Origin of the sequence: Lapillicoccus sp., from assembly GCF_036559105.1 — a bacterium.
In the GTDB taxonomy this organism is placed as follows: Bacteria; Actinomycetota; Actinomycetes; order Actinomycetales; family Dermatophilaceae; genus Lapillicoccus.
Genome location: NZ_DATBTV010000107.1, coordinates 29,532 through 40,847 on the forward strand (window position 1 = coordinate 29,532; position 11,316 = coordinate 40,847).

The window sequence follows — 11,316 nt, forward strand, 5'->3', positions numbered from 1 at the left end:
AGACCTACGGGTCAGCCCGGCACGGTCCCGGCTGGCGGTGTGGTGAGGGGTTGGTCCTGCTGGATGGCGTTGAAGAGTGCCTTGGCCTGCGCGGTGTTCCACTTGACGGCGACGCCCGCGTTCGGGGTCTGCAGGGCGGCCGTCTCGATCGGGACGACGAGCGAGAGGGTGTCGCCACTGTCGACGCCCCGCAGCGCCTGGAGCATCTTTACGGCGTCACTGAACGACGTCGTCTCACCGACCTCGAGTCCGGTGGCCGCCGAGTCGGCGAACGACTTGTAGCGCCACGGGATCAGCACGGTCGACGGCGTGGCCGCCTTCTTCAGCAGCGCACCGAGGAACTGGCGCTGCCGCTCGGCCCGCCCGATGTCGCCGCGCGGGTCGGACTTGCGGGCCCGGACGTAGCCGAGGGCGGTCGGACCGTCGAGGGTCTGGCAGCCCTTCTTCAGGTCGATGGCGGCGTCCTGGTCCTTCATGTCGAACGGGACGCAGACGTCCACCCCACCGAGGCTGTCGACGACGCCGGCGAAGCCGGCGAACCCGATCTCGAGGTACCCGTCGACGTGCACACCGGTGACCTGCTCGACCGTCTGGGTCAGCAGCTTGGCGCCACCGAACGCATACGCGGCGTTGATCTTGTTGCTGCCGTGGCCGGGGATCGGGACGTACGAGTCGCGCGGGATCGAGACCATGGCCGCCTTGCCCCCGCCCTCGGGGACGTGCACGAGGATGATCGAGTCGGTCCGCTTGCCCTCTGCGGACCCGCCGCCGTTGAGCGCCTGTTGCTGCTCCGGGGTGAGTCCCTCGCGGCTGTCCGACCCGACGAGGATGTAGTTGTGACCGCCCTTGTCGACCGGCCGGTCGCCGGACGGGTTGTTGTCCACCCGGGTGACGTTGTTCCAGGCGTTGAACGGCACCCAGACGAGGAACGTCACCCAGAGGATGACGATGACGAGGACCGCGATGAGGACGTTGCGCCCGGTACGTCGCGGACGCGGCGGCGCGGCCGCCACGGGTGCGCGTCCCGGCGACCGCGGCGGGGGGCCGTCGCTGGACTTGCCGGCCCGCTTCTCGCTGGGCCTCAGCGGGGGCAGGGGACCGCGACGAGAGGAGCGGCGGCGGAACGGGCTCCTCGTGTCGACGACATAGCCGCCAGGGCGGTCGTCGACGGCGCGGACGTCGTCTCCCTCGGGCATAGCGACCCATGGTCTCACGCACCGATGTTCGCGACCGAATCCTCGGATGTGCCCCACCACAGGCATACCGGGGATGCGTGGCGCAGAGCCCTGACCGGCGTGTGGGCGCTCGGCGGCTAGAGTCCGCCGCATGGACAAGGTGGTCTCCAGCCCTAGCGCGGCGATCGAGGGCATCGTCGACGGGATGACGCTGTCGGTCGGTGGGTTCGGGCTCTGCGGTATCCCCAGCGTGCTCATCCGTGCGATCCACGATGCGGGCATCAGCGACCTCGAGGCGATCTCGAACAACTGTGGCGTCGACGACTGGGGGCTCGGAATCCTGTTGCGCGACAAACGGATCCGGCGCATGGTCGCGTCCTACGTCGGCGAGAACAAGGAGTTCGCGCGCCAGTACCTCGCCGGTGAGCTCGAGGTCGAGCTCACCCCGCAAGGCACCCTGGCCGAGCGGCTGCGCGCCGGCGGTTCGGGCATACCCGCGTTCTTCACCGCAACCGGTGTCGGTACCCAGATCGCCGAGGGCGGGCTGCCCTGGCGGTATGCGGCGGACGGCTCGATCGCGGTCGCCTCGCCGCCCAAGGAGGTGCGCGAGATCGAGTGGATGGGGGAGACGAAGCAGTTCGTCCTCGAGCCGGCGATCGTCGCGGACTTCGGTCTCGTGCGCGCGTGGAGGGGCGACCGGCACGGGAACCTCGTCTTCAACAAGTCGGCCCGCAACTTCAACCCGCTCGCGGCGATGGCCGGCCGGGTCACTGTCGCCGAGGTCGAGGAGCTGGTCGAGCCTGGCGAGCTGGACCCCGACCAGGTGCATCTGCCGGGGATCTACGTGCAGCGGGTGCTGCTGCTCGACGCCGAGCAGGCCGCGGACAAACGGATCGAACGACGCACCGTGAGGGAGGCCTGAGATGCCGCTGACCCGTGAGGAGATGGCCGCCCGCGCGGCCCGCGAGCTGAGCGACGGCTCCTACGTGAACCTCGGCATCGGCCTGCCGACCCTGGTCCCGAACTACGTGCCCGACGACGTCGAGATCGTGCTCCAGTCGGAGAACGGGATCCTCGGCGTGGGCGCCTACCCGGTCGATGGCACCGAGGACCCGGACCTCATCAACGCCGGCAAGGAGACCGTGACCGTGCGGCGCGGGGCGTCCTACTTCGACTCGGCAACATCGTTCGGGATGATCCGCGGCGGCAAGGTCGACGCCGCGATCCTCGGGGCGATGCAGGTGTCGGAGCGCGGGGACATCGCCAACTGGATGATCCCCGGGAAGATGGTCAAGGGGATGGGCGGGGCCATGGATCTGGTCCACGGCGCCAAGCACGTCATCGTCCTCATGGAGCACGTGGCCAGGGACGGGTCCTACAAGATCGTCAAGGAGTGCTCGCTGCCGTTCACCGGCCGCGGCGTCGTCCAGCGCATCATCACTGACCTGGCGGTCATCGACGTGACCGCGGACGGGCTGGTGCTGCGCGAGCTCGCGCCGGGCGTCACCGAGGCCGAGGTGCGGGAGAAGACCGAGCCGGAGCTGCGGGTCGAGCTCAGCTGACGTCGACGGTGATGTTCTCGGGGGCCAGCCGTCTCGACTGGTCGCCGTCGGGCTGACGCACGAGCACCACCGAGCCGTCCGCCGCCCAGGCGGAGAGCGCTGCGCGGAGCGCCCGGTGCAGGTCGTCGGGGACGCGGACGCGAGGGCTGGGGCCCCAGTCGGGCTGCGCGACGACGACGTCACGGAACGACAACGCGTCGTCCTCAACGACCAGAGCGGGGTCGTCGGGGTTCGGGTCCTCGTAGGCGGCGAACGCGTCGCCGTGGCTCGGCAGCTCACGGGCCTCGTCGACGACGTCGCGGGGCGCGTCGAGGTTGGCGGCCGACAGCATGGGGAGGCTGACGAGCACTGGGAGGCCTGCGTTCTCGGCGACCTGACCAGCCGTCTGGTGGTCGGTGGTGACGACGACGTCGCAGGTGTCGGCCCCGTTCCCGACGACGACCGTCGCGCCGACCGACCAGGCGGCCAGCGCCCAGTAGAACGCTCGCCAGTGGGCCGGCAGGTCGAGGCCGACCGTGGTCGCGGGCGCGCCGTCCAGGTCGTCCTGGAGCATGTTCCCCGCCTTGGACACCCAGTTGGCCAGCACCTTCGCGGACAGCTCGATGCGCTCGCCGTGAGTGGGTCCAGGGGCGTCGTCGTAGCAGGTCAGTCGCGGACGGCCCGGGTCGGAGGCCAGCATCGCGGCGAGCACCGCGGCAGGGGTGGGCACCCGGCGACCATAGCGGGCGGCGCGCCGAGTGGCGTCGCGAGCCTCGCCGCCTCGCGGGCTACGCTCCGAAGCATGCTGGGCCGTGCCGCAGGGACGTCGGGAGCACCGGTTTCACGCCTCGCGCCGTCGGCGTTCCTCAGGGTCGCCCTGGTCGGGCCGACCCACGAGGGCGGCGGCCGGATGGCGCCGCATACCGTCGCCCTGGCGCACCAGCTCGCCCGGGCCGGACACGATGTCACGCTGGTCTCGTGGTCGCCCCCCGAGCGGGTCGCCGCCGCGGGAGAGCCGTTCCCCCGCACGGTCCGGTCGCTCGCGTGGAACCGGCCCGACACCTGGGTGCGCACCGGGCGGCGACTGCGCGGGTACGACGCGGTGGTCATCGTCCACACCGGCGCCGCCATGATCCCGCTGCACCTGGCCCTGTTGCAGGGCGCCGGAGTCCATCGAGCGCCAGCTGGCGCCGTAGACGGTGGACCGCGCGGCGTCGTCCTCGTCGAGCACCTGCTCTCGGCCCGGCCCGGCCGGGCCAGCCGGAACCTCCTCACGACCTTCCTCGGCCGGGTCGACGGCGTGCTCCTCCACCACCGTGAGGAGGCGCCGCTCGCCACCCGGCTCGGCGCCGCGCGCGTGTATGCGGCCGAGCAGCCCGAGCTCGCGTCGGCCCTGGGGCTGCGGCCCGCCGACGACGGTGCCGGTGCCGGTGCCCGCCGCGTCGCCGACCGGACCGGGGACGCGGACCAGGTTCGTCGCATACCGGTGCTGACCGTCGCGGAGACCACCGGCAGCCCGGCCGGGGGCGGCGACCGGCGGGCGGCGTTCGGACCCCTTCCGGGCGACCCGCCGTCGGCCGACCTCAGCGCGCCGTGGGCGACCTACGTCGGCGCCATCGAGGCCCTCGCGGGGACCGACGTGGCGGCGGCCCCGACCGCCGAGGCTGACGTCGCCGCGTCCTCGACCCTGACCGCCCGCCTCACCGCTCGGACGGCTGCGGCTGCCCGTCGCGTTGCCGCGGCCCGGGCGCCGCGCGTCGAGCTGACCCGTGGGGACCTACCCGAGTGGGTGCGTCCGACCGACGTCCTCGAGGACGGCTGGCAGGCCGACGAGGCCAAGGCGGCGGCCCGGGCGCTCGGACTGCCCAGGGCTCGCGACGGCATCGCTGCGTGGGCCGCCCTGGGCGCCCTCGCCGCCGTGGTCCGGGTGGCCGACTGGGTTCCGGGGGAGGGCGACGAGGGCCGGCGAACCGCGCTGGTCGTCGACGAGTCGGGTTCGGCGTCGCCGTTGGGCCGGTGGGCGCGCGCGTGCGGGTTCGCGCCCGTGGACCTGGGGCTGACGGTGGTGGGCGGCGGGTACGACCTGCTGGACGTCGACATGGGCTCGATCGACGTCGTGGCCCGGGTTCATCCCGGCGGCTGCGACGCGACCGACATCGACGAGGCCCTGAGCCAGGCCGCGTGGGCGTTGCGGCCCGGTGGGCTGTTCGTCGTCACGCTGCCGCTCGGGCGGCCCGGCGACGAGGACGCGCTCGGCCCGGCCGACGTGCGCGCGATCGTGGCCCGGGCGCACGAGCAGGGGTACGTCCTCGTCGGCGACCTCGACGGAGATGTCGGGTGGCGGATGCGCGCGGCCGGGGTCGCGGCCGACGGGACGCCCGGGCGCATCCCTGGTGCGGCCTACGGCCTGGTGCGGCTCACGCTGCGCCGCCGGTGACCCGAGCCGGTCCGAGACCGACCCGAGGATGACCGCACGGTGAGGCGTTCACGGACGGTGGCGATCGTCCGCGTCGTCGTCGCGGTGGCGGTCGTCGTGGCGCTGGTGTGGGGCGTCGCGCGGAACTGGACCGAGATCAGCCAGGACCTGCAGCGGGTGAGCATCGGTGCCCTGCTGCTGTCCTTCGTCCCGGCCGCGCTCGGGACGTGGCTGACGATGGTCGGGTGGCGGGTGATCCTCGCCGACCTCGGTTCGCCGCTGCACCTGGCGCCGGCCGGGGGAGTGTTCTTCGTGGGCCAGCTCGGCAAGTACCTGCCCGGCTCCGTGTGGACGGTGCTGGTCCAGGCCGACATGGCGTCTCACCTCCACGTACCGCGCCGACGGACCGGCGTCACCGGCCTCGTGACGATCGGGCTGTCCGTGCTCACCGGACTCCTGGTGGGACTACCGGCGCTTCCCCTTCTGCTGCAACGGTCCGCCGGCTCGTCCGGCTGGCTGCTGCTCGCCGTCCCGCTGTTGGTCGTCCTGGTGTGGCCCGCGTTGCTGAACCGGCTCATCGCCTGGGGCCTGCGGGTCCTGCGCCGCGAACCGCTGGAGGAGACCCTCTCCACGCGGGCCATCCTCACGACCGTGGGCCTGTATGCGCTGGCGTGGGTGCTGTTCGGGGTGCACATCCTCGTCCTCGCGCTCGCTGTGGGCGGGGGTACGGGCGTGACGCTGGCCTCGCTGACCGGGTATGCCCTGGCCGGGTCGCTCGGCATGCTGACGGTCATCCTCCCGGCGGGGCTCGGTGCCCGCGACGGCATCCTCGCGATCGTCCTCGCGTCGGCCATGCCGCTCTCGGCGGGGACGGCCGTCGCGCTCGTCTCGCGGTTCGTCGTGACCCTCGTCGACGTGCTCGCGGCTGCCGCCGGCTGGGCGTACGCGCGACGGCACCACCTCGTCACCTCGCGAGAGGAGCGCGAGCACTCATCCGGGGAGACGGTGCCCGAGAAGCCCTGAGGCCCGGGGCTTGCGGCAGGCCGGAGGTTCCGGCGTCAGGCGCCGAGCGGCTCGGGGGCGTCGCTCTTCGGGAACTGCGTCACGAAGTTCATGACCGCCTCGCCGGACAGGTCGCCGCAGAGCTGGCGGTGCCCGGCTTGAGTCGTGACCTTGCCGGTCGAGTCGGTGGTGGCGGACCAGTGGGTGAGCGCGAACTTCTTCCCGCTCGGGAACTGGCCGTAGGCGTCGTTCCAGGGCGCCACCAGGAACTTCCCCTGCGAGGGAGCGATCTTGTTGGCCAGGCCGGCCAGCTCCTTGAGCTGCCCGCTGCGGGCCGACTCCTCGCTCGGGAGGTACCAGAGCACCGTGTAGCCGTGCTCGAGGTTGTGCACGAAGGTCTCGACGGCCGGTGCGTCGGCGCTCGCGTAGAACTGGCGGCCGTCCAGGACCGGCTGGACGAAGTGCGAGCCGCTGGTGGGCGGGATGGTGGAGTACTGCACCTTCGTCACGTCCGTGCGGTTGGTCCCGGGGCCGACGTGGTCGGAGTTGCCGCTCGCGGGGTCCGTGGTCACGGCGTCGCAGGAGGCGGAGGCGGCCGGGGTGCCGAAGGCGACGAGGAGGCTGTCCGGCTGGTTCTTCCGGGCGTCGAGGATGCCGTAGGTGATGACGCCGCCGAGCAGGAGGACCAGGACCGCGCAGGCCCCGACGATCATCAGGACCGTCCGCCGCTCGCGGCTCTTCTGCGCCTTCTGGACCTCGGCGACGCGGGCCTTGCGGCCGGCCGGGTCGCTCCGCTGCGGGCGGCTGGAGGTCGGGCGACCGGAGGGCTGCCGGCCGGAACCGGCCGCAGGCCCTGCCGAGGACTTCGCTGAGGACTTCGCCGAGGACTTCGCCGAGGACTTCGCTGAGGACTTACCGGACGAGGTCTGGGCAGAGCCCTTCGAGGGCGGGCTGGTCGGGGGTTTCCTGGCCACGGTGTCCTTCGGGGCGGTGCGCTGGCGAGCGACAGGGCGCGGCGCCAGGGACTACGGACGGGGAGTGAGGCGTTCGGTCGGTCGGCGGGGTGCACGAACCCGCAACGAGCCGACAACGAGCCGGGCCAAGTGTACGTTCCGCCCGCCGAGCCGCTGGCCGAGGTTGGTGGGGGTCCCGGGGTCGGGGTTTGGGGTGAGGGGTTGGGGTCGGGGCTGAGGCGTCGGCGGTGTGGGCGACACTGGCGGCGTGACGACGGAACCGGCGGCCGCCCCGGCAGCGGCTGTCGTCGACTGGCCACAACGGGGCCGGGTCTGGCGGTCCGATCGTCCCCTCTCGGTGTCGGGGATCCTCGCCACGCTGAGGCACGGGGGCGGGGACCCCACCTTCCTGCGGGGCCGCGGTGGGTCGGTGGCGCGTGGTCTCCGGACCCCGGCAGGGCTGGCCACGCTCGAGCTGCAGACCCGGCCCACGGACGCCGAGGTGGTCGCCCGGGCGTGGGGGCCGGGGGCGGACTGGGCGCTGGACGGCATACCGGACCTGCTCGGAGAGCACGACGACGCGTCCGGCTTCGTTGCGCACCACGACGTCGTCGCGCAGGCCGCACGGCGGTTCACCGGCTGGCGGGTCCCGCGCTCGCGGTTGGTCCTCGAGTCCCTCGCACCGGCGATCATCGAGCAGAAGGTGACGGGCCAGGAGGCGTTCGCGGGGTTCCGGCAGCTCGTCCGCCGGTTCGGGGAGCCGGCGCCCGGCCCGTATGCGTCGGTCGGGCTCCTCGTCCAGCCGTCGCCGGCAGCCTGGGCGGCGATCCCGTCGTGGCACTTCCTCAAGGCGTCGGTCGACCCGGCACGCTCGCGGACGCTGGTCGGGGCGGCACGCGTGGCCGGCCGTCTAGAGCAGACGGTAGACATGCCCGCGGTGGCTGCTCGGGCCCGACTCCAGGCCCTTCCGGGTGTCGGGGTCTGGACGTCCGCGGAAGTGGCCCAGCGGGCCCTCGGGGACGCCGATGCGGTGAGCTTCGGCGACTACCACGTGGCGAAGGACATCACCTGGGCGCTGCTGGGCGAGTCGCACGGCGACGACGTCCTGGCCGAGGTGCTGGAGCCCTACGCGGGTCACCGCTACCGCGTGCAGCGGCTGCTCGAGCTGAGCGGCTACCGGCGGCCTCGCCGCGGACCGCGGATGGCCCCGCGGACCCACCTCCCACGCTGACGGCTGACGCCTTACGCGGTCAGCGCTTGCGGATCCGAACCCGAACCGCGTCCGCGTGCCGCTGCGGCGCCGCATCGACGGACGTCGCGAAACCCTCGCCCCACAACGCCACCCGGATCCGGCCGGCCAGCAGCCCGCGGTCGACCGGGTCGCCGCCCGTGACCACGACCTCGTCGAGACCGACATCCACGCCCACGCCCTCGTCGAGGTCCTCGGCCGACAACGCGACGGCGACCGCTCGCTCCACCCGTACCGCCGGTGTCTCCACACCGAGGCCCGCGATCCCGACGCGTTCGGCCAGCTCGGAACCGGGCGTGACCCCCAACGCCGAACGGATCGCCTCGGCCTCACCCATCGCGAACCAGTCCCCGGGGCCGGTCCGGACCAACGCCCGTCCACCGTCGCGCTCCACCACACCGGTCACGAACTCGCCCACCCCGCGGACCAGCGCCACCGGGACCGCGGCCGCTTTGCCCTTGACCAGGTCGGCGGCGGCCGCCACCTCGTCGGCGACCGCGCGCGCCGTGACCGCCAGCGCCCGCCCGTCGGCGTCGACCGCGCCACGCAGGTCGTCCACCACCCGGATCCCGGCCGCGCCGAGGGCGAAGTCCACCTGGCCGACCCGCCAAGGCCGCCCGCTCGTATCGCTGAGCACCACGGCGATCCGTTCGACACCGAAGGCTGCCTGCAGCGCAGCGAGGAGCGACGCACATACCCCGTCCGGGTCCGTGGGCAGCAGGAGCACGCCGTCGAGCTCCCCGGTGTTGGAGGCGTCCACCCCCGCCGCGGCCATGACCGGACCGGCGACGGACTCGACCACCCGGGTGACCCGCCCGTCGTCCATGGTCCGCTCCGCGACGACCCGAACCGTCCCCGTCGCGATCGCCGCGTCACGATCCACGGAAACCAGCCCGAGGGCCTTCGACGCAACCTTGCTCGACACGACGAACACGTCGCCCTCCGCGACGCGCAAGCCCAGGGCCCGAACCCCCGCCGCGGCGAGCGCGGCGAGGTCGTCCCCGGGGCCGACCTCGGGCATGCCCGTCACCGGGACGACCCAGACGCCGTCAGGCACGAACTCCGGCCAGCCGCATACCCATGTCCACCGCCGCGCCGGCGATGTCCGCCGCCGCCTCCACACTCGACATCAGCAACGGCCGGGCCTCGATCGTGAGCCGCCCGCTGGACCCGACCTCACCGTCCTCGTCGGAGACCAGCCAGCCGTCGAGGAAGTCCTCGTAGAGTCCGGCCACGGCCCGCGCCGTGGTGGCCACCCCGATCGCCTCGAGGCAGGCATCAGCGTGTCCGCGAACCGGGCGGCCCTTGATCAGCGGCGACACACCGACAACCGGCGCGCGCGAGCCACGCAGGGCGTCACGCACCCCCGGTACGCCGAGGATGATGCCGATCGACACGACCGGGTTGCTCGGCGGGAGCACGACGAGGTCGGCGGTCCGGATCGCCTCGAGGACGCCCGGAGCGGCCACCGCACCGTCCATCCCGGCCACGACGAACCGTCGCGCCGGTACCGCCGCCCGCAGCCGGACCCACCACTCCTGGAAGTGGACCGCGCGTTCGCCATCACCGTCGTCCAGGACGACGTGCGTCTCGACCGGAGTGTCGGTCATCGGCAGCAGCGTCACCCCGCGCGCCGGGAGGCTCCACCGATCGGCGAGCCGCGCCGTCACCTGCGACAGGGTCAGGCCCTGCCCGAGCCACAGCGAGCGCGCCACGTGGGTCCCGACGTCTCGGTCGCCGAGCCCGAACCACTGCGGCGTCACCCCGTATGCGGCCAGCTCGCCCTGGACGTGGTGCGTCTCGTCCGTGCGCCCCCAGCCCTGGGCCTCGTTGACGCCGCCACCGAGGGTGTAGAGGACGGTGTCGAGGTCGGGACAGACGCGCAGGCCGAACAGGGTTATGTCGTCACCGGTGTTGCCGATGACCGTGACGTGGGACCCCTCGAGCTCGGGCGTGCGGTCGATGTGGGCGAGCAGGCCACGCAGGAAGCGCGCGCCCCCGACCCCGCCGGCGAGGGCGGTGATGTGCATGCCCGAGAGTCTGTCAGGGCCTCCTCACGGCCTCCCACCGGGTCGACACAGGACTAATCGGGGGGAATTCGGGTGAATATCAGAATCCGGCTTGACTTCTGACCAATGACACGCGTGTAATTTCATCACTGTCCTTCTCACGGTCGACCCGCACACCGCTTCCGCCAGGGATCCGCGGCCAGCGCCCGAGAGCCGGATGTGAGCGACATCGTGTACGGGCAAGGGTCGAGGAGGGCGCCATGCACGAGGTGCAGTTGGTCATGCTGAACACCATCGACGAGGACGAGACCGAGCTGTCCTGGCAGGAGCGTTCGCTCTGCGCCCAGACGGACCCGGAGGCGTTCTTCCCGGAGAAGGGGGGCTCGACCCGGGAGGCGAAGAAGGTCTGCATCGGCTGTGAGGTCCGCGCGGAGTGCCTGGAGTATGCGCTCCAGCACGATGAGCGCTTCGGCATCTGGGGCGGGCTGTCCGAACGAGAGCGTCGCAAGCTGAAGAAACGCGCTGTCTAGCGCGTGACGCCGACGTACCCTGCCACGTGACGACGACGCTCGCGCCGCCCCACGCTGTGCATCCGGAGACCCCTGGCTCAGCCGCGTCCGCGCACCGCGCGGCGGCGGGACCTCGGGTGACGGCGGTACTCCTCGTCCGCGCCGACGCTCTCGGGCGACCGGCCGCCTCCGAGGAAGCGTCGGACTCCGGTATGCCTGGCGTCGCGGCGACCCGGGTCGGCCGGCTGCCGGAGGTCCTGGACGCCCTCGCCGCCCAGACCCGGCCTCCGGAGCGGATGGTCGTCGTAGCCGCCGACGACGCCGAGGTCGCCTCCTCGAAGAACGCTTCCGTCCTGTCCAGGGTCACCGAGCTCGTCGAGGCGCACGAACGGTTGGTCACCTCGGTTCCGGAGCTGGTCGTCATCGGGTTGCCCGCGCCGGCCGACCTCGGTGCCGCCGTCG

12 protein-coding genes are annotated in these 11,316 nt (G+C 72.8%); 7 read left to right on the plus strand and 5 right to left on the minus strand.

Annotation, left to right across the window (positions count from 1 at the left end; genetic code table 11):
* Nucleotides 1–11 precede the first annotated feature (11 nt).
* On the minus strand, nt 12–1,196 hold the full coding sequence (locus VIG79_RS13890) for an LCP family protein (RefSeq protein ID WP_331886599.1): 1,185 nt from the start codon (nt 1,194–1,196) through the stop codon (nt 12–14).
* Nucleotides 1,197–1,326: 130 nt separating this feature from the next.
* On the opposite strand from VIG79_RS13890, the gene VIG79_RS13895 reads away from it, so the two are divergent.
* Nucleotides 1,327–2,097 (plus strand): CoA transferase subunit A, encoded by a 771-nt coding sequence (locus tag VIG79_RS13895; RefSeq protein WP_331886601.1) that lies wholly within the window; start codon nt 1,327–1,329, stop codon nt 2,095–2,097.
* 1 nt (nt 2,098) lies between these two features.
* Nucleotides 2,099–2,737, plus strand: coding sequence for a CoA transferase subunit B (locus VIG79_RS13900; RefSeq protein WP_331886603.1), 639 nt, complete (start codon nt 2,099–2,101; stop codon nt 2,735–2,737).
* On the opposite strand, the gene VIG79_RS13905 is transcribed toward VIG79_RS13900, so the two are convergent.
* On the minus strand, nt 2,730–3,446 hold the full coding sequence (locus tag VIG79_RS13905) for a TIGR03089 family protein (RefSeq protein WP_331886605.1): 717 nt from the start codon (nt 3,444–3,446) through the stop codon (nt 2,730–2,732). The genes VIG79_RS13900 and VIG79_RS13905 overlap by 8 nt on opposite strands.
* Nucleotides 3,447–3,518: 72 nt before the next feature.
* Between VIG79_RS13905 and VIG79_RS13910 the strand changes: the two genes are divergently transcribed.
* Nucleotides 3,519–5,153 carry a hypothetical protein gene (locus VIG79_RS13910; RefSeq protein ID WP_331886607.1) on the plus strand — a complete coding sequence of 545 codons (1,635 nt, stop codon included), beginning with the start codon at nt 3,519–3,521 and terminating at the stop codon, nt 5,151–5,153.
* 39 nt (nt 5,154–5,192) lie between these two features.
* Complete coding sequence (locus tag VIG79_RS13915; protein WP_331886609.1) at nt 5,193–6,155, plus strand: lysylphosphatidylglycerol synthase transmembrane domain-containing protein; 963 nt, start codon at nt 5,193–5,195, stop codon at nt 6,153–6,155.
* Nucleotides 6,156–6,190: 35 nt separating this feature from the next.
* Here the strand turns inward: VIG79_RS13915 and VIG79_RS13920 are convergent, their stop codons facing one another.
* Entirely contained in the window at nt 6,191–7,108 is a 918-nt protein-coding gene (locus VIG79_RS13920; RefSeq protein ID WP_331886611.1) for a DUF3105 domain-containing protein, read from the minus strand.
* A 247-nt stretch (nt 7,109–7,355) separates the two neighbouring features.
* On the opposite strand from VIG79_RS13920, the gene VIG79_RS13925 reads away from it, so the two are divergent.
* Nucleotides 7,356–8,318, plus strand: a complete 963-nt coding sequence (locus VIG79_RS13925) for a DNA-3-methyladenine glycosylase 2 family protein (protein ID WP_331886613.1) — start codon at nt 7,356–7,358, stop codon at nt 8,316–8,318.
* A gap of 19 nt (nt 8,319–8,337) precedes the next feature.
* Here the strand turns inward: VIG79_RS13925 and VIG79_RS13930 are convergent, their stop codons facing one another.
* Nucleotides 8,338–9,393, minus strand: a complete 1,056-nt coding sequence (locus tag VIG79_RS13930) for a coenzyme F420-0:L-glutamate ligase (protein WP_331886615.1) — start codon at nt 9,391–9,393, stop codon at nt 8,338–8,340.
* Nucleotides 9,386–10,366 carry a 2-phospho-L-lactate transferase gene (cofD, locus tag VIG79_RS13935; protein WP_331886617.1) on the minus strand — a complete coding sequence of 327 codons (981 nt, stop codon included), beginning with the start codon at nt 10,364–10,366 and terminating at the stop codon, nt 9,386–9,388. Before cofD ends, VIG79_RS13930 begins: the two co-directional genes overlap by 8 nt.
* Nucleotides 10,367–10,605: 239 nt before the next feature.
* Here cofD and VIG79_RS13940 point away from each other — a divergent pair, with 239 nt between their 5' ends.
* A complete protein-coding gene (locus tag VIG79_RS13940; RefSeq protein WP_331886619.1) occupies nt 10,606–10,875 on the plus strand; it encodes a WhiB family transcriptional regulator in 270 nt (89 codons plus the stop codon).
* Nucleotides 10,876–10,901: 26 nt separating this feature from the next.
* Nucleotides 10,902–11,316 (plus strand): hypothetical protein (locus VIG79_RS13945; RefSeq protein WP_331886621.1); only part of this gene is annotated, 415 nt, incomplete at its 3' end.